The following is a 17,257-nucleotide window of genomic DNA, read 5'->3' as shown; positions in this document are numbered from 1 at the left end:
TGGCTATCCCTTCTTCGGACGGAAGGCCGCCCACTCCTCGTCGCTGAGCTGGTCCATGACCGAGAACTGGCCGGCCCCCTTGAGCCACTCGCCGCCGTCGATGGTCACGACCTCGCCATTGACGTAGCCGGACTGCTCGGCGAGCAGGTAGGCGGCCAGGTCGGTCAGCTCCTCGTGCCGGCCAACCCGGCCCAGGGGCACCCGGTTGAGCCAGGTCTTCTCGATCTCCTTGTTGGGGACCAGGCGCGACCAAGCGCCCTCGGTCGGGAAGGGCCCCGGCGCGATGGCGTTGAGGCGGATGCCGCGGCCGCCCCATTCCACGGCCAGGCTGCGGGTCATGGCCAGGACGCCGGCCTTGCCCATGGCCGAGGGCAGGACGTAGCCGGAGCCGGTCCAGGCGTAGGTGGTGACGATGCTGAGGACGTTGCCAGCGGTCCCGCTCTCGAGCCAGCGCCGGCCGCAGGCCAGGGTCATGTAGGCGCTGCCATGGAGCACGATGCCGAGCACCGCGTCGACCGCCCGATGCGACAGGCTCTCGCTGGGCGCCAGGATGTTGCCGGCGGCGTTGTTGACCAGGGCGTCGAGCCCGCCCTGCTCGGCCCAGAGCGTCCCGACCGTGGCCTCGACCGCCTCCGGATCGCGGATGTCGCAGGACGCGGTCGCGGTACGCCCGTCGAAGTCCCGGTCGAACTCGGCCTTGGTCTCGCCCAGGACCTCTTCGCGGCGGCCCAGGAGGATCACCCCGGCACCGAGCTCGAGGAAGCGGCGGGCCATGGACTTGCCGAGGCCGGTGCCGCCGCCCGTGACCAGGACGCGCTTGTCTTTCAGAAGGTCGGAAACGAACATCTCTTTTCCTGTTTGATTTCGCCGCCCTGCCCGCCCTCTCTAAACATCAGCGGGCTAGGCGAGGCAAGGCGTCATTTGCCGCCGGCCCGAGAAATCCGCCGCCTTGTGGGAACAAAGGTCAGGACGCATGCTGCCCAGCGCCGACACCTACGAAGACCTCCGCGCCCGCTTCCGCTGGCAGGTTCCGGCCCGCTACAACATCGGCGTCGACGCTTGCGACAAGTGGGCCGAGGACCCGGACCGCACCGCGCTGATCCACAAGCAGGCGGACGGCGCGGTCCGGCGCTACGGCTTCCTCGAGCTGAAGCGCCTGAGCAACCGCCTGGCCAACGTCCTGGCCGCCCAGGGGGTCGGCCGCGGAGACCGGGTCGGCATCCTGCTGCCCCAGGCGCCCGAGACCGCAATCGCCCACATCGCGACCTACAAGCTGGGCGCGATCGCGGTCCCGCTCTTCACCCTCTTCGGGCCCGAGGCCCTGGAGTACCGGCTGAGCGACAGCGGCGCCGCGGCCCTGATCACCGACCGCGGCGGCCTGGAGAAGGTCTCGCCCCTGCGCGACCGCCTGCCGGCGCTCGGCGCCTTGCTGTCGATCGACGGCGGCCCGGCCCTCGATTTCCACGCCGAGCTGGCGCGGGCCTCGGAGGCCTTCGCGCCCTGCGACACCGCGGCCGAGGACCCGGCGCTGATCATCTACACCTCGGGGACCACCGGCCCGCCCAAGGGCGCGCTGCACGCCCAGCGGGTCCTGCTCGGCCACCTGCCCGGGGTCGAGATGCCCCAGGATCTCTTCCCGCAGCCGGGCGACCTCTTCTGGACCCCGGCCGACTGGGCGTGGATCGGCGGCCTGCTGGACGTGCTCCTGCCCTCGCTTCATCACGGCGTGCCGGTGCTGGCCTACCGCTTCCCCAAGTTCGACCCGGAGGAGGCCTTCGCGATCCTGGCCGAGTTCGGCGTGCGCAATGCCTTCATGCCGCCGACCGCGCTGAAGATGATGCGCGGCGTGGCCGATCCGAAGGCGCGCTGGGCCTACGAGCTGCGCTCGATCGGCAGCGGCGGCGAGACCCTGGGCGAGGAGCTGCTCGACTGGGGCCGCGAGGTCTTTGGCCTGACCATCAACGAGTTCTACGGCCAGACCGAGTGCAACCTGATCGTCTCGAACAGCGCCCGCATCCTGCCGGTGCGCGGCGGCTCCATGGGCCGCGCCGTGCCCGGCCACGAGCTGGCCGTGGTCGATTCCGTGGGCCGGCCGCTGCCGCCCGGCGAGCCCGGCATCGTCGCCGTGCGCCGCCCCGACCCGGTGATGTTCCTGGCGTACTGGCGCAACCCGGAGGCGACGGCGGCCAAGTTCGCCGGCGACTGGCTGCTGACCGGCGACACGGCCCGGCAAGACGAGGCCGGCTATTTCTGGTTCCAGGGCCGGGAGGACGACGTCATCTCCTCGGGCGGCTACCGCATCGGTCCGGGCGAGATCGAGGACTGTCTGATCAAGCACCCGGCCGTGGCCCTGGCCGCCGCGGTCGGCGTGCCCGATCCGCTGCGCGGCGAGAGGGTCAAGGCCTTCCTGGTCCTCAAGCCCGGATTCGAGGCCGACGAGGCCCTGTCCGCCGAGATCCGGGACTTCGTCAAGACCCGCCTCGCCGCCCACGAATACCCGCGCGACGTGGCCTTCGTCGACAGCCTGCCGATGACCGCAACGGGCAAGATCATCCGCCGCAAGCTGCGGGAGGCGGACTCGGGATCGTGACGCGGGCTCTTCGGATCCCGCTTCAGGCGCTCTTCAGGGCTTGCCAGTCCCGCTGCGGCAGCCAGGGGATGTGCTCCAGAAGCCCCAGGGCGCAGTCGCGGTCGATGCTCTCGAAGATGCCAAGCGAGGCTTTGAGCTGGTCCGGCGCGGAGAGGCCCCTGGTCCCCTTCGACCCCCGAAGCAAGGCGACGATGGTGGCGAACTCCAGGGGCTTGAAGCCGATCGCGCGACAAATGATGGCGAGATCCTCAAGCTCGGCGTTGTAGAGGACCTTCCGCGCGATCTGAGGTTCGAGGGTCATGACCCGGGCGAAGTCGACCTCCGCATCGGCAAAGCGGCCGGCGCGCAGATTTCTCAGGAAACTCGTCGAGAAGGAGCCGGCCTTGCCCGCCTCTTTCAGGGCCAGTTCCTGGTTCCTCGACTGCAGGCACTCGAACTGATCCAGCAGTCGCGGCGGAGGCGACGGCTCTGCAGGGCGCTTCTTCGCCGGCGCCGCCTCCGGCTCGGACCTCAGCAGGCCGGGCAGCAAGCCGTCGAAGGCATCCGGCTCCAGCCCCGAAACCGAGGGCTTTGGCTCAACGGGCGGGTCTGCGGGCGTCTGCTTGGCCAAGGGCCTCGGCTCTTGCGCCATAGGCCTTGATTCCTGCGCCAGAGGCTGGGGCGCCTTTGCTTGGAGCCCCGGCTCTTGCGTCGAGGGCCCCGGCTCTTGGGCGAAGCTCGGCCGCTTCGCGACCGGCCTCGGGGCGCTGGCTTCGCGCGCCGCCCCGCCGGTCTTGAGCAGGGCGCTCGAAAGCGACGCGGCCCGCTTCAAGGGTTTGGGTTTCCGCTTGCTCAAGCCCTTGCCTCTCCGACCGGCGCCGCCACCGGCTCCCGCGACGGCACTGGCCTGACACGGGACCGATCCCGGGTGCCGCTGAGGCAGTCCTTCAGGTACTGCCAGAGCGCGGCGATTTCGCTGGGCGAGCGCGACCGTCCCGCAACCTCCATCACCGCGCGGCCGTCGATGGCGCTGGCCGCGAAGTCCATCCGTTGGTGAATGATGCTCGGTGCGACGGGGCCGTGCTCCGACAGCGCCAGGACGGCCTGCATCGTGATCCGCGCGGTCGGGTGTGCGCCGTTGACCACGAAGACGAAAGGCTTGCCGAGGTTCTCCGCGATATCGATGGTCTTGCCGACCGCCCGCAGGTCGTGCGCGCTGGGGCGCATCGGGATAACGACCAGGTCGGAGGCGCTGATCACCTGGGCGATGGCGGCCTTGATCGCCGGCGGGGTGTCGATGACCACCAGCCCGACGCCGGCGTCCCGCATCTCTGTCAGCTTCTGCGCCAGCTTGTGGGTGGAGCATTGCGCGAGGATCGGGGTGCGCGACTCCCTCTCTTCCGACCACTCGGCAAGGCTGCCCTGCGGGTCCGTGTCGATCAGCGCGACCGGACCGTCGCCCATGCGCTCGGCCTCGACGGCGATGTTGGTGGCCAGAGTCGTCTTGCCGGAGCCACCCTTCTGCGCGGCAAGCACAAGAATCTTCATTTCGCGCGTTCTCCTTCACCTCCGGCCGACCGACTTCCCAAGCCACGGCATGCAGGTATCGAGTTGGTTCTGCGGGACTGCGTGTTCGGGTCATGGTCGATCCACCGCCCTACCGCCGCACCCACGTCCGCGAGCGGCGGCGGTCGATGGGTGGACGCATCGGGCAGGTTCAACAAGCGCGAGACCCCATATGTAGTAGATTGAAACACAATTATCGCAACATTTCGTTGCCACGCGGCCCAGCTTGTGTCAAGGTCCGGCTGAAATCCCTTGGAAATCAAGCAGGAGCAATGCAACGGCCATGTTCCCTCTCCGCCGGACCGGTGCGAGCCTGATCGAGTCGTTCCTGCGAAGTTGGTTCGGCAAGATCTACCGGCCCAGGGTGGTGGTGCTCGGCAACCTCAAGGGCGGATCGGGTAAGTCGACGGCCGCCATTCATCTGAGCGTCGGCCTGATGAAATGCGGCTATTCGGTCGGCAGCATCGACCTTGACGGCAACCAAGCCACGCTCACGCATTTCTTCGAGAACCGCCACCGCTTCAGGTCGACGCCGGGTATCGAGCTGGACCTGCCCAAGCACTACCTGATCGCGCCCTCTGCGAAGACAAGCCGGCACAAGGCCGATCGGGAGGAAGCCCAGTGCTTCTTCGAAGCGCTGGAGGAGTTTTCGGACAAGGACGTCGTCGTGGTCGACACGCCCGGGAACGAGAGCAACGCTTCCCGCCTCGGCCACATCGTCGCCGACACGCTGATCACGCCGATCAACGACAGCTTCCTGGACCTGGACGTCTTCGCACGGGTCGACGCCGATGCGCAGACCGTCTTCGGGCCGAGCACCTACGCCCTCTCGGTCCTGAGCCGCTGGGGACACAGGATGCGTACCGGCGGCAGGCCGATCGAATGGTGCGTCGCGCGCAACCGGGTGTCCAAGACGAGAAGCCACAATCGCCGGCAGACCTCGGCCCTGCTCGAAGAGCTGGCCGATCCCCTGGGCTACCGGATCATTCCGGGGCTGTCCGACCGGGTGATCTACCGCGACGCCTTCCTCTACGGCCTGACGGTCCTGGACCTGCCCTACGAAAAGCTGCGCAAGCTGTCCTGCAAGAGCCTGGACAGCGCACGCGATGAGATTTGGGAGTTCGCCGGCCAGCTCGACGTCTCGGAGTTCCCGAAGGTCGGCGACAAGGCCTCCCGGCCGGCGGCCGAGTGACCTTCGCCTTGGCTCGGGGTAGTTGGTAGGGCAGGCTAGGGGCCGCCCACCAAAAGTTCTGCCGGAGCCCTGCACCATGCCGAAGTCGATCGACTACTACCTCTCACTGCGTTCGCCCTGGGCCTACCTGGGCAGCGGCCGGCTGGAGGAGATCGCGGCGCGCCACGGGGCGGAGGTCGCGGTGAAGCCGGTCGACTACGGCACCATCTTTCCGCAGACCGGCGGCCTGCCCCTGCCCAAGCGGGCGCCGGCGCGCCAGGCCTACCGGCTGATGGAGCTGCGGCGCTGGCGCAGCCGGTTGGGCCTGCCGCTGAACCTTGAGCCCAGGGGCTTTGCGGTCGACGAGGCGCCGGCCGCCAGGCTGGTCATCGCGGCCGGCCAGAGCGGCGGCAATCCCCTGCGCCTCGCCCACGCCGTGCTGCGCGCGGTCTGGACCGAGGAGCGCCACATCGACGACCCCGCGACCCTGAAGACGATCGCCGAGGAAAACGACCACGACGGCGACGCCCTGCTGGCCCTGGCCGAGCGGCCGGAGACGGCCGCTGCCTACGAGGCCCTGACCCAGGAGGCCCTGTCGCGCGGCGTCTTCGGCGCTCCGACCTACATCTACGAGGGCGAGCTCTTCTGGGGCCAGGATCGGATCGACTTCCTGGACGAAGCCCTGAAAGCTAGCTGACCAGGGCCTTTGGCGCCCTTGGTTAACGCAACGTTAACCCTGTTTCGCCTAGCCTCTGCCCGCGAGGTATGGCGCCGGCGCGGCCGGCGCCATACCTGCAGCACGGCGGCCGAGGCCAGGACGGCAAAGCCGCCGCGCAGCGCGTTGAGCGGCCTGGCTCGGTTCGCACCCCGCCGGAGCGCCAGTCCGATCAAGCCTGCACATAAGCGAACGGCCGCTGCCGCGCCGAGGAGATATCAAGAAGATGAGTCCAAGCGCAGTCCCCGCCCAAGTTCTCGACCTCGACCATCCCGATCTCACCACCGAGACCCTCGACAGGCCGCCGGTCGCGTTCCGGGAGTCCTGGCGGGTGATCCCGCTGCCGCGCGAGCGCAGCCTGGTGGTCGGCGTCCTCTGCCACTGGGCGAACCTGGCCGGAGACGCCGCGCTGCCAAGGATCGGCGCCCTCGACCCCGAGGCCCTGCCGGTGGCTTGGCGGAACTGCCTGCTGGCCCGCCGCGAGCCGCTCCAGGAGAGCTGGAGCTTCGAATACCTGGGCGAGGCCTTCGCCGCGACGGGCTTCGACCCCAGCGGGAGTCCGAACCCGAGGCTCGGGTCCAGCCTGCAGAGCCGGATCCTGCGCTGGTTCGACCTCGCCTTCCAGGCGCGCCGGCCGATCACCCTGGGCGGCGGTTTCCGCCGGGAAGACGGCCAGCGGGCGCGCTTCCGCACGCTGCTGCTGCCCTTCGGAGAGGCCGACGGCGGCGTGACCCACCTCCTGGCCGCCGTGACCGCGCGGCCCCTGCTGTCCCTGGAGCCGCATCACCTGCCCCTGGAAGCCCACGCCTACATCGACGGCTTCTGGGTCCACCAGCCGGCCCTGCCCTGACGACCGGTCCCGCCGTCACCCATCCTCGCAGCCGTCATCGGTCCGCGAGCCGCCAGAGACCTTGGCGAGCGTCTCGAGCTTCCTGATCCTCTCCTTGGAGGTGGCCCAGCCTTCCTGGGTCACCCGATTGACGATGACCTCGGCGACCACCAGCAGGGCGGCGCTGGAATCCCAGGTCCGGCCGGTGTCGATCCGGCAGGGCAGGACCACCTGCGCGTGGCGGGCGATCGGCGAGAGCCATTGATCGGTGACCAGGACGATCCGCGCCTTGCGTTCGCTCAGCAGCCCGGCGACCTCCAGCAGGTCTTCCTGGTAGCGACGGATGTCGAAGATGACGGCGACATCGCCGGCCCGCACGTCGAGAATCTGGTCCCGCCAGGTCGAGACCTGGCCCTCGAAGCGCCGAACCCCGGGCCGCACGATCCGCAGGTGCGAGGCCATGTAGGCGGCGACCGAATCCGAGAAGCGGCCGCCCAGGCAGTAGCACTGGTGCTTCAGGTCGCCCAGCAAGGCGCAGGCCGCATCGAGCTCGGAGTCCGAGAGGTCGCGGGCCGTCTCGGCAAGGTTGGCGCGCACCCGCTCGAAGATCTGGCTCAGGACGGAGGGAACGGCCGCGTCCCCAAGGTCGGTCCGGTCCTTGTCGAGCGGCGACATCAGGCTCTCGTGAATCTCGCCGCGCAGGGCCCGCTGGAACTCCGGATAGCTCGGATAGCCGAGCTTGGCGACGAAGCGCAGCACCGTCGGACCGCTGGTCCCGGCCAGATCGGCGAACTCGGCGACCGAAGACAGCCCGGCGATGGGATAGCGCGCCAAGAGGACGCGGGCGGTCTTCTTCTCCGCCGCGGTCATGCCGGGCAGGGCATCGTGGATCTGCTGTGCAACGGTCAAGGCCGCCGACCTTTCCCCCGCTTCGGGTGTTGTATTCAGTATTCCATAATTGACATGATTGTCACATCTGGAATACTCGTTACAAGTCTAGGGGATGGCGGTAGGACGCGCTTCGTCATGGTGCTTTCGGTCCGCGATGGCGCGGAACCAGGACTTGCGAGCTTTGATGAAGCCAATGGCCTCCTCAGCCCCGAGGACGGTCCGCCGGTCGAGGTGGTGAACCCTAAGGGCGCCGCCGAGGTCGTCGTCGCCTGTGAGCACGCCGCCAACCGCATTCCCCGCGCCCTCGGCAGCCTCGGCCTCGAAGCCGAGGCGTTGGAGAGCCACATCGCCTGGGATCCCGGTGCCGCCGAGGTCGCCCGCGCGCTCGCGCGGCGGCTCGACGCGGCCGCGATCCTGCAGCGCTTCTCCCGCCTCGTGCACGACTGCAACCGGCCGGCGGGCTCGGCGGAGGCCGTGCCGGCCCGCAGCGAGACCTTCGAGATCCCCGGAAACCGGGGCCTCGACGCGGCGGCGCGCAAGGCCCGCGGTGCGGCCGTCTACGCCCCCTTCCACGACGCTTTAGGCGGCCTGCTCGACCGGCGCCTGAAGGCCGAGAGGCGACCGGTCCTGGCCACGATACACTCCTTCGTACCGCGCTATCACGGGCGGCCGCGCAAGGTCGAGCTCGGCATCCTGCACGACAGCGACCCGCGTCTCGCGGAGGCGCTGCTGGATTTGGCCGCGGCGGGCGAGCTCGACGTACGGCGCAACGAACCCTACGGCCCGGCGGACGGGGTCACGCACACCTTGAAGGCGCAGGCGGTGCCGCGCGGCCTGCTCAACGTGATGATCGAGATCCGCAGCGACCTCGTCGCCGATCCGCGGAGCCAGTCCGCCATGGCCGAGCGCCTGGCGGGCTGGCTGACCGAAGCCCTCGACGGACTCGGGTGAGATGCCGAAGCCGATCAAGCTCTTCGTGAGGTACGTCGACGCGGTGAACCGGGTCTTCGGCCTGATCGCGATGTACCTGGTCTACGCGATGATCGGAATCCTGTTCTTTTCGACCATCAGCAAGAACTTCTTCGACCCGTCGCTCTGGACCCTCGAGATGGCCCAGTTCACGATGGTCACCTACTACCTGCTCGGCGGCGGCTACTCGATGCAGACCGGCGACCACGTCCGGATGGACCTGCTCTACAGCCGCTGGTCGGACCGCACCAAGGCCATCGTCGACGCCATCACCGTCCTCTTCCTGTTCGTCTACATGGTGCTGCTGCTCTTCGGCGGGATCTCCTCGACCCGCTACGCGATCCAATACGGCGAGGAGAGCTATTCCGCCTGGGCGCCGCCCATGGCGCCGATCAAGATCATCATGTGCGTCGGCATCACCCTGATGCTGCTGCAGGTGATTGCGACCTTCTTCAAGGACTTGGCGAAGGCTCGGGGCGAGGAGCTGTCATGAGCTACGAGTCCATCGCGCTCATGATGTTCTCCACCATGATGCTGATGCTGCTGACCGGGCAGCGGGTCTTTGGCGCCATCGGCTTCGTCGCCGCCGCCTCGGCGCTGCTGCTCTGGGGCGACGGCGGCACCGAGATGGCCTTCAGCGCCGCCATGAAGCTGATGAAGTGGTATCCGCTGCTGACCCTGCCGCTGTTCATCTACATGGGCTACATGCTCTCGGAGTCGGGGATCGCCGACGACCTCTACCGCATGTTCCACGTCTGGATGGGCCCACTGAACGGCGGCCTGGCGATCGGCACGATCGGCCTGATGGTCGCGATCTCGGCGATGAACGGGCTCAGCGTCGCGGGCATGGCGATCGGCGCCACCATCGCCCTGCCCGAGCTGCTGCGCCGCGGCTACGACAAGATCATGGTCACCGGGGTGATCCAGGCCGGCAGTTCGCTCGGCATTCTGGTGCCGCCGAGCGTGGTCCTGGTGCTCTACGGCATGATCGCGCGCCAGCCGATCGGCCAGCTCTGGCTCGCCGGCGTCTTCCCGGGGCTGCTGATGGCCGGCCTCTTCATCCTCTACATCGTCGTCCGCTGCCGGCTGCAGCCCCACCTGGGGCCGCCCCTGCCCGAGGCGGAGCGCCGGGTGAGCTGGGGAGAGAGGTTCCGGCTGCTGCAGGCCGGCATCACGCCGCTGCTGATCTTCTTCTGCATGACCGGGCTGTTCCTGATGGGCGTCACCAGCCTGGTCGAGAGCTCGGCCGTCGGCGCCGTGGCCGCGACCCTCGCCGCCCTGTTCCGCGGCCGGCTGACCCGGCAGGTGATCCACGACACGACCCGCAAGACCCTGGGCGTCAGCTGCATGTTCATGTGGATCATCCTGGCCGCCCTCTGCTTCGGCGCGGTCTTCGACGGCCTGGGCGCGGTCAAGGCGATCGAGGCCTTCTTCGTCGGCCAGCTCGGCCTGGGGCCCTGGCAGATTCTCATCATGATGCAGCTCTCCTACATCCTGATGGGCATGTTCCTGGACGACACGGCCATGCTGGTGATCGTCGCCCCCCTCTACGTGCCCCTGGTCGGGGCGCTCGGCTTCGACCTGATCTGGTACGGCGTGCTCTACACCATCACCTGCCAGATCGCCTACATGACGCCGCCCTTCGGCTACAATCTGTTCCTGATGCGGGCCATGGCGCCGCCCGAGGTGACCCTGGCCGACATCTACCGCTCGATCCTGCCCTTCGTGCTGGTCATGACCTTGGGCCTGGCCCTGGTGACGATCTTCCCCGATATCGCGCTCTGGCTGCCCGAGTGGCACTACGACAAGCAACGCTAGTGCGGAAGGGCGCCGTGGAATGTGGTTCAATTCCAAACACGACACCGACAGGGAGAAAAGAAACATGACCAACAGACGTGAATTCCTGAAGACCGCGGGGGCCGCGACGGCCGCCGCCGCGGGCGCCGCCACCCTGGCTGCACCCGCCGTGCATGCGCAGTCGGGCAAGACCATCAAGTGGCGCCTCCAGACCTATGCCGGCGCGGCCCTGGCCGAGCACGTCATCAAGCCTTCGATCGACTCCTTCAACAAGGTCGCCAACGGCCAGATGGAGATCGAGCTCTACTTCGCCGACCAGCTGGTGCCGACCGGCGAGCTGTTCCGCGCCATGCAGCGCGGCACCATCGACGCGGTGCAGAGCGACGACGATTCCATCGCGGCGCCAGTCGACGTATCGGTCTTCGGCGGCTACTTCCCCTTCGCCACCCGCTATTCCCTGGACGTGCCCGTGCTGTTCAACCAGTACGGCCTGAAGGAGATCTGGGAGGAGGCCTACGGCGAGGTCGAGAACGTCACCTGGCTCAGCGCCGGCGCCTGGGATCCCTGCCACTTCAACACGGTCGAGCCGATCCGCAGCCTGGAGGACCTCAAGGGCAAGCGGGTCTTCACCTTTCCGACCGCCGGCAAGTTCCTCAGCCGCTTCGGCGTCGTGCCGGTGACCCTGCCCTGGGAGGACATCGAGGTCGCCGTGCAGACCGGCGAACTCGACGGCATCGCCTGGTCGGGCATCACCGAGGACTACACCGTCGGCTGGGCGGACGTGACCAACTACTTCCTGACCAACAACATCTCCGGCGCCTGGTGCGGCTCCTACTTCGCCAACACCGAGAAGTGGGAGGCCTTGCCCCCGCACCTGCAGGAGCTGTTCCGGCTCTGCATGGACTCCTCGCACTACTACCGACAGCACTGGTACTGGGGCGGCGAGGCGCACCTGCGGACCAAGGGCACCAAGCTGAAGCTGACCACGATTCCCGACGAGGAGTGGAAGAAGGTCGAGGACGAGGCCCTGAAGTTCTGGGACGAGATCGCCGCCAAGAGCGAGCGCAGCGCCAAGGTGATCAAGATCTTCAAGGAATACGCCGCGGTCATGGCCGAAGCGGGCAAGCCCTACCGCTACTCCTGACCGGCGCTTCTATCGGCACCCCCGGGGAACGCTTCCCCGGGGGCAGCCGTCTTCCGGCGGCCGTTCCGCCTTCCCATCCCCATCGACAAGGGGCGCTCCGTGTCTGGCAACATCACCCTCGACGAACTGAAGAAGGCCGTCGCCGGCGGCGAGATCGACACCGTGCTGGTCTGCATGGTCGACATGTTCGGCCGCCTGGTCGGCAAGCGCTTCCAGGCGGAGTACTTCGCCGAGGAGGCCCACGGCGAGACCCACGGCTGCGACTACCTGCTGGCCAACGACATCGACATGGAGCCGGTGCCCGGCTACGCCCTGACCAACTGGGAGAAGGGCTACGGCGACTTCGTGCTCAAGCCGGACCTCTCGACCCTGCGCCGGATCCCCTGGCTTGAGGGCACGGCCCTGGTGCTCTGCGACGTGCTCGATCACCACCATCACGAAGACGTCTCGGTCTCGCCGCGGGCGATCCTGAAGCGCCAGACGGCGCGCCTGGACGCGATGAAGATGCGCGCCTTCTTCGCCTCGGAGCTGGAGTTCTACCTCTTCGACGAGACCTACGAGAGCGCCCGGGCCAAGCACTACGCCGAGCTGGCGACGGCCGGCACCTACATCGAGGACTACCACATCCTCCAGACAACCAAGGAAGAGGGCGTCATGCGGGCGATCCGCACCGGCCTGCAGGGCGCCGGCATCCCAGTCGAGAACTCCAAGGGCGAGTGGGGCCCGGGCCAGGAGGAGATCAACGTCCGCTACGCCGATCCCCTGGACATGGCCGACCGCCACGCGATCCTCAAGAACGGCATCAAGGAGATCGCTCACCTGCAGGGCAAGGCCGTGACCTTTATGGCCAAGTGGCACTACGACCTGGCCGGCAACTCCTGCCACATCCACGATTCGCTCTGGGACAAGGCCGGCAAGAAGGCCCTGTTCCACGATCCCAAGGCCGAGTTCGGCATGTCGACGCTGATGCGCCAGTACCTGGCCGGGCAGCTCAAGTACGCCCGCGAGATCACTTACTTCCTGGCGCCCTTCATCAACTCCTACAAGCGCTTCCAGGTCGGGACCTTCGCCCCAACCAAGGCGATCTGGAGCCGCGACAACCGCACCGCCGGCTTCCGCCTCTGCGCCGAGAACAGCAAGTCGATCCGCATCGAATGCCGGGTCGGCGGCGCCGACCTCAACCCCCATCTCGCCTTCGCGGCCTTGCTGGCCGCGGGCCTGGCCGGCATCGAGGAGAAGCTGGAGCTGGAAGCGCCCTTCAAGGGCGACGCCTACTATGGCAAGCGCTTGCGCGAGGTGCCCAAGACCCTGCGCGAGGCGACCGCGCTGATGAAGAAGTCCAAGATGCTGCGCGCCGCCTTCGGCGACGAGGTCGTCGACCACTACGTCCACACCGCCGAATGGGAGCAGTTCGAATACGACCGCCGCGTCACCAGCTGGGAGCTGCAGCGCGGCTTCGAGCGGTCCTAGGGCTTGGTCCCGACCTCGCCCTTCGACGAGCTCAGGACGAGGTGAAAGACCTGCCTGGTACTGAGCCTGTCGAAGCATGAGGATGGCGCCGCCTCCAAGATAGGAAAATCGGCATGACCGAGAGACTGCAGTGCATCACGCCGATCGACGGCAGCGTCTATGTCGAGCGGGAGCTGGCCGGCGAGGCCGAGGTCATCGAGACCGTCCTGCGCGCCCGCCGGGCCCAGGAGGCTTGGCGCCGCAGACCGCTGGCCGAGCGCCAGGCCCTGCTCGAAGAGGCGGTCGACGCCTTCGTCGCCCGGGGCGCAGCCATCGCCGAGGAGATCACCCATCAGATGGGCCGGCCCATCAGCCATACGCCGGGCGAGATCCACGGCTTCGAGGAGCGGGCCCGGCACATGATCGAGATCGCGCCGCGCCACCTGGCCGACCTCGCGGTCGCGCCCAAGGCAGGCTTCACCCGCTTCATCCGGCGCGATCCCCTGGGCGTGGTCTTCGTCATAGCGCCCTGGAACTATCCCTACCTGACCTCGGTCAATACGGTCGTCCCGGCGCTGATGGCGGGCAACGCGGTGATCCTCAAGGCCTCGGCCCAGACCCCGCTCTGCGCCGAGCGCTACGCCGAGGCCTTCGCGGCGGCCGGGCTGCCGGAAGGCGTCTTCCAGTTCCTGCACCTGAGCCACGCGGCGACCGCCGAGGTCATCGGCCAGGACGCCGTCGACTTCGTCGCCTTCACCGGCTCGGTGCCCGGCGGCCACGCCGTGCAGGCGGCCGCCGCCAGGCGCTTCATCGGAGTCGGCCTGGAGCTCGGCGGCAAGGACCCGGCCTACGTCCGCGCCGACGCCGTGCTCAAGCACGCGGTCGAGAACCTGGTCGACGGCGTGGTCTTCAACGCCGGGCAGTCCTGCTGCGGGATCGAGCGCATCTACGTGCAGGAGGGCCTCTACGACGCCTTCGTCGAGGGCTTCGTCGAGGCGGCCCGGTCCTACAAGCTCGGCAACCCGCTGCATCCGGACACCAACCTGGGGCCTATGGTCCGCGCCAAGGCTGCCGACTTCGTCCGCGGCCAGGTCGCCGAGGCCGTCGCCGAGGGCGCCCGTGCCCTGATCGATCCCTCCGAGTTCCCGGCCGACCGCGAAGGCTCGCCCTATCTCGCGCCGCAGGTCCTGGTCGAGGTCGACCACGCCATGCGGATCATGCGTGAGGAGAGCTTCGGCCCCGTGGTCGGCATCATGAAGGTCGCCTCCGACGCGGAGGCCGTCGAGCGGATGAACGATTCCGACTTCGGCCTCACCGCCTCGATCTGGACCACCGACGAGCAGGCCGCCCTGGCAATCGGCGACCGGGTCGAGACCGGCACCTGGTTCATGAACCGCTGCGACTATCTCGACCCGGCCCTGGCCTGGACCGGGGTCAAGGATTCGGGTCGCGGCTGCACCCTCTCCCAGGTCGGCTACGAGCAGCTGACCCGGCCCAAGTCCTTCCACCTGCGCACCGCCGTCTAGAGGAAAAGCCCCGGCATGCAGATCGATCCCAAGTCCCTGAACGGCACCTGGAGCTATCCGACCCAGGTCCGCTTCGGCCCCGGCCGCATCGCCGAGCTGCCGCGCGCCTGCAAGAGCCTTGGGATGTCCCGGCCGTTGCTGGTCACCGATCCCGGCCTGGCCGCGCTGCCGATGGTCACCGAGGCGGTCGCCGCCAACGACGCGGCGGGCCTGCCGACCGCGGTCTTCAGCGAGGTGAAGGCAAATCCGGTCGGCCGCAACGTCGAGGACGGCGTCGCCGTCTTTCGCGAGGGCGGGCACGACGGGGTGATCGCCTTCGGCGGCGGCAGCGGGCTCGACGCCGCCAAGGCCATCGCCTTCATGGCCGGACAGGACCGGCCGATCTGGGACTTCGAGGACGGCGGCGGCAACTGGAAGCGGGCCGACCCCAAGGGCATCGCCCCCATCGTCGCGGTGCCGACCACGGCGGGCACCGGCTCCGAGGTCGGCCGCGCCTCGGTGATCCTGCAGGAGGAGACCCACAGCAAGCGGATCATCTTCCACCCCAAGATCCTGCCCGGCATCGTGATCTCCGATCCCGAACTCACCCTCGGGCTGCCCGCGCAGATCACCGCGGCGACCGGCATGGACGCCCTGGCCCATTGCCTGGAGGCCTACTGCGCACCCGGGTTCCATCCCATGGCCGAAGGCATCGCCGTCGAGGGCCTGCGCCTGGTCAAGGACTGGCTGCCGACAGCGGTCGAGGACGGCGGCAACCTGGCCGCCCGGGCCCACATGCTCGCCGCCGCCTCGATGGGCGCGACCGCCTTCCAGAAGGGCCTGGGCGCGATCCACGCCCTGTCCCATCCGATCGGCGCGATCTACGACACCCATCACGGCCTGACCAACGCCGTGGTCATGCCCTACGTCCTGGCCTTCAACCGGCCAGCCGTGGAGGACAAGATTGGCCGCTTGGCGGCCTGGCTCGGCCTGCCGCAGCCCTCCTTCGCGGCGGTGCAGGGCTGGATCCTCGGCCTGCGCAGCGCGCTCTCGATTCCGCACAGCCTGCGCGAGATCGGCGTCGGCGACGACCGGATCGACGAGATCGCGGAGATGGCAGCGTCCGACCCGACCGCGCCGACCAACCCGGTCCCCCTCGACCCCCCGACCCTGCGCGGCATGATGGAGAACGCGCTGGAGGGGCGGCTCGACTGACCGGGGCGGCGCCGTGAAACCGGACAACCTCCTCGTCATCCTGTCGGACGAGCACGCCAGGGGCGCCCTGGGCTGCTATGGCAATGCGCTCATCGAGACGCCCAACCTGGACCGCCTGGCCGCGCGTGGCACCCGCTTCACCCAGGCCTATACGCCCTCGCCGATCTGCGTGCCGGCGCGGGCCAGCCTGGCCACCGGGCGCTATCCGCACGAGACCGGCTGCTGGAGCAGCGCCGAGCCCTATCACGGCCAGCTGCCCGGCTGGGGCCACCGCCTGATCGATGCCGGCCACGAGGTCGTCTCCATCGGCAAGCTGCACTACCGGAGCTCCACGGATTCCAACGGCTTTTCCGAAGAGATCCTGCCGCTCCACGTGGCCGACGGGATCGGCTGGACCAAGGGCCTGCTCCGCGCGCCTTTGCCCCGCTTCGAGGCGGCGCGGGAGCTCGCCGCGGAGGTCGGCGCGGGCTGGACCCGCTACACGCGCTACGACGAAGCCGTCTGCGCGGCCGCCTGCGACTGGCTGCGCGCCAGGGACTCGGCGGACGACAAGCCCTGGGTCCTCTTCGTCTCCTTCGTCAGCCCGCACTATCCGCTGATCGCGCCGGAGCCCTTCTTCCGGCTCTACGAGGGAACCCCGATCCCGGCGCCCCACGACGGCGGGCCGCCCAACCATCCGGTCCTGAAGGCGCTGCGGGGCTTCTTCGACTACGACGATCATTTCGACCCGGCAGGGCGCCAGACCGCCCGCCGGGCCTACTACGGCCTCTGCTCCTTCCTCGACCACAACGTCGGCCGGGTCCTCGAGGCCCTGGACGCCGGCGGCCATGGCGGGCGCACCCGCGTCGTCTACGCCACGGACCACGGCGAGATGCTGGGCAAGCACGGCTTCTGGACGAAATCGGTGATGTACGAGGAGTCGGCGGCGATCCCCCTGATCCTGGCCGGCGAGGGCGTCCCCGCGGGCGCGGCCGTCGACACACCGGCCTCCCTGATCGACCTCCATCCCACGATCCTGGAAGCGGTCGGCGTCGCGGCGGACGAGGCCGAGGCGCCCCACGCCCGCAGCCTCTTCGCGCTGGCCCGGGGCGCACGGCCCGAGCGCACGGTGATCAGCGAATACCACGACGGCGGCTCGATCGCCGGCTTCTTCATGCTGCGGCTGGGAGACTGGAAGTACGTCCACTACGTCGGCCACCCACCGCAGCTCTTCAACCTGGCCGAGGACCCCGAGGAACTGGTCGACCTGGGCTTGGATTCGGCTCGTGAAGCCACGCGCCGGGACTGCGAGGCGCGGCTGCGCGGCGTTCTCGACCCCGAGGCCGTCAACGCCCGCGCCTTCGCGGACCAGAAACGGCGGATCGAAGCGCTGGGCGGGCCGGCGAAGCTCGGGGCGATGGCGGACTTCAATCACACCCCGCTCGGTTAAGGACAGCG

At 68.7% G+C, this 17,257-nt stretch carries 16 protein-coding genes; 12 read left to right on the top strand and 4 right to left on the bottom strand.

Going from position 1 to position 17,257, the window contains the following annotated elements:
* Nucleotides 1-3: 3 nt before the first annotated feature.
* Nucleotides 4-846 carry an SDR family oxidoreductase gene (locus QNJ30_26025; GenBank protein MDJ0946923.1) on the bottom strand — a complete coding sequence of 281 codons (843 nt, stop codon included), beginning with the start codon at nt 844-846 and terminating at the stop codon, nt 4-6.
* 127 nt (nt 847-973) lie between these two features.
* Here QNJ30_26025 and QNJ30_26020 point away from each other — a divergent pair, with 127 nt between their 5' ends.
* Nucleotides 974-2,590: an acyl-CoA synthetase gene (locus QNJ30_26020; protein ID MDJ0946922.1), complete on the top strand. Its 1,617-nt coding sequence runs from the start codon at nt 974-976 to the stop codon at nt 2,588-2,590.
* Nucleotides 2,591-2,612: 22 nt separating this feature from the next.
* Here QNJ30_26020 and QNJ30_26015 read toward each other — a convergent pair whose 3' ends face one another.
* Both QNJ30_26015 and QNJ30_26010 read right to left on the bottom strand, forming a co-directional pair.
* Nucleotides 2,613-3,200: a DUF2336 domain-containing protein gene (locus tag QNJ30_26015; protein ID MDJ0946921.1), complete on the bottom strand. Its 588-nt coding sequence runs from the start codon at nt 3,198-3,200 to the stop codon at nt 2,613-2,615.
* Nucleotides 3,201-3,421: 221 nt separating this feature from the next.
* Entirely contained in the window at nt 3,422-4,117 is a 696-nt protein-coding gene (locus QNJ30_26010) for a ParA family protein (GenBank protein MDJ0946920.1), read from the bottom strand.
* A gap of 301 nt (nt 4,118-4,418) precedes the next feature.
* Here QNJ30_26010 and QNJ30_26005 point away from each other — a divergent pair, with 301 nt between their 5' ends.
* The 3 genes from QNJ30_26005 (at nt 4,419) to QNJ30_25995 (ending at nt 6,871) form a co-directional block, all read left to right on the top strand.
* Complete coding sequence (locus QNJ30_26005; protein ID MDJ0946919.1) at nt 4,419-5,327, top strand: division plane positioning ATPase MipZ; 909 nt, start codon at nt 4,419-4,421, stop codon at nt 5,325-5,327.
* A gap of 76 nt (nt 5,328-5,403) precedes the next feature.
* Nucleotides 5,404-6,003, top strand: a complete 600-nt coding sequence (locus QNJ30_26000) for a 2-hydroxychromene-2-carboxylate isomerase (GenBank protein ID MDJ0946918.1) — start codon at nt 5,404-5,406, stop codon at nt 6,001-6,003.
* A gap of 244 nt (nt 6,004-6,247) precedes the next feature.
* Nucleotides 6,248-6,871: a hypothetical protein gene (locus QNJ30_25995; GenBank protein ID MDJ0946917.1), complete on the top strand. Its 624-nt coding sequence runs from the start codon at nt 6,248-6,250 to the stop codon at nt 6,869-6,871.
* 15 nt (nt 6,872-6,886) lie between these two features.
* On the opposite strand, the gene QNJ30_25990 is transcribed toward QNJ30_25995, so the two are convergent.
* Nucleotides 6,887-7,759, bottom strand: coding sequence for a MurR/RpiR family transcriptional regulator (locus QNJ30_25990; protein MDJ0946916.1), 873 nt, complete (start codon nt 7,757-7,759; stop codon nt 6,887-6,889).
* Nucleotides 7,760-7,876: 117 nt separating this feature from the next.
* On the opposite strand from QNJ30_25990, the gene QNJ30_25985 reads away from it, so the two are divergent.
* The 8 genes from QNJ30_25985 (at nt 7,877) to QNJ30_25950 (ending at nt 17,249) form a co-directional block, all read left to right on the top strand.
* The gene (locus QNJ30_25985; protein MDJ0946915.1) at nt 7,877-8,692 is read left to right on the top strand and encodes an N-formylglutamate amidohydrolase; all 816 of its coding nucleotides are present in this window, start codon (nt 7,877-7,879) and stop codon (nt 8,690-8,692) included.
* Nucleotide 8,693: 1 nt separating this feature from the next.
* The gene (locus QNJ30_25980) at nt 8,694-9,203 is read left to right on the top strand and encodes a TRAP transporter small permease subunit (protein ID MDJ0946914.1); all 510 of its coding nucleotides are present in this window, start codon (nt 8,694-8,696) and stop codon (nt 9,201-9,203) included.
* Complete coding sequence (locus QNJ30_25975; protein ID MDJ0946913.1) at nt 9,200-10,528, top strand: TRAP transporter large permease subunit; 1,329 nt, start codon at nt 9,200-9,202, stop codon at nt 10,526-10,528. Before QNJ30_25980 ends, QNJ30_25975 begins: the two co-directional genes overlap by 4 nt.
* Nucleotides 10,529-10,592: 64 nt before the next feature.
* Nucleotides 10,593-11,651: a TRAP transporter substrate-binding protein gene (locus QNJ30_25970; protein ID MDJ0946912.1), complete on the top strand. Its 1,059-nt coding sequence runs from the start codon at nt 10,593-10,595 to the stop codon at nt 11,649-11,651.
* Between the two features lie 99 nt (nt 11,652-11,750).
* The gene (locus tag QNJ30_25965) at nt 11,751-13,121 is read left to right on the top strand and encodes a glutamine synthetase family protein (GenBank protein ID MDJ0946911.1); all 1,371 of its coding nucleotides are present in this window, start codon (nt 11,751-11,753) and stop codon (nt 13,119-13,121) included.
* A 113-nt stretch (nt 13,122-13,234) separates the two neighbouring features.
* Complete coding sequence (locus QNJ30_25960) at nt 13,235-14,626, top strand: aldehyde dehydrogenase family protein (GenBank protein ID MDJ0946910.1); 1,392 nt, start codon at nt 13,235-13,237, stop codon at nt 14,624-14,626.
* A gap of 15 nt (nt 14,627-14,641) precedes the next feature.
* A complete protein-coding gene (locus tag QNJ30_25955) occupies nt 14,642-15,820 on the top strand; it encodes an iron-containing alcohol dehydrogenase (GenBank protein MDJ0946909.1) in 1,179 nt (392 codons plus the stop codon).
* A 13-nt stretch (nt 15,821-15,833) separates the two neighbouring features.
* The gene (locus QNJ30_25950) at nt 15,834-17,249 is read left to right on the top strand and encodes a sulfatase-like hydrolase/transferase (GenBank protein MDJ0946908.1); all 1,416 of its coding nucleotides are present in this window, start codon (nt 15,834-15,836) and stop codon (nt 17,247-17,249) included.
* Nucleotides 17,250-17,257: the final 8 nt, after the last annotated feature.

The sequence above is a fragment of the Kiloniellales bacterium genome (assembly GCA_030066685.1).
Taxonomy (GTDB): domain Bacteria; phylum Pseudomonadota; class Alphaproteobacteria; order Kiloniellales; family JAKSBE01; genus JAKSBE01.
This window is presented reverse-complemented; position numbering and strand designations above follow the sequence as displayed.

Bases quoted from the DNA above. Each gene is read 5' to 3' on its own strand.
- QNJ30_26025 (MDJ0946923.1), bottom strand. From the start codon at position 846: ATGTTCGTTTCCGACCTTCTGAAAGACAAGCGCGTCCTGGTCACGGGC.
- QNJ30_26020 (MDJ0946922.1), top strand. From the start codon at position 974: ATGCTGCCCAGCGCCGACACCTACGAAGACCTCCGCGCCCGCTTCCGC.
- QNJ30_26010 (MDJ0946920.1), bottom strand. From the start codon at position 4,117: ATGAAGATTCTTGTGCTTGCCGCGCAGAAGGGTGGCTCCGGCAAGACG.
- QNJ30_26005 (MDJ0946919.1), top strand. From the start codon at position 4,419: ATGTTCCCTCTCCGCCGGACCGGTGCGAGCCTGATCGAGTCGTTCCTG.
- QNJ30_26000 (MDJ0946918.1), top strand. From the start codon at position 5,404: ATGCCGAAGTCGATCGACTACTACCTCTCACTGCGTTCGCCCTGGGCC.
- QNJ30_25995 (MDJ0946917.1), top strand. From the start codon at position 6,248: ATGAGTCCAAGCGCAGTCCCCGCCCAAGTTCTCGACCTCGACCATCCC.
- QNJ30_25985 (MDJ0946915.1), top strand. From the start codon at position 7,877: ATGGTGCTTTCGGTCCGCGATGGCGCGGAACCAGGACTTGCGAGCTTT.
- QNJ30_25980 (MDJ0946914.1), top strand. From the start codon at position 8,694: ATGCCGAAGCCGATCAAGCTCTTCGTGAGGTACGTCGACGCGGTGAAC.
- QNJ30_25975 (MDJ0946913.1), top strand. From the start codon at position 9,200: ATGAGCTACGAGTCCATCGCGCTCATGATGTTCTCCACCATGATGCTG.
- QNJ30_25970 (MDJ0946912.1), top strand. From the start codon at position 10,593: ATGACCAACAGACGTGAATTCCTGAAGACCGCGGGGGCCGCGACGGCC.
- QNJ30_25960 (MDJ0946910.1), top strand. From the start codon at position 13,235: ATGACCGAGAGACTGCAGTGCATCACGCCGATCGACGGCAGCGTCTAT.
- QNJ30_25955 (MDJ0946909.1), top strand. From the start codon at position 14,642: ATGCAGATCGATCCCAAGTCCCTGAACGGCACCTGGAGCTATCCGACC.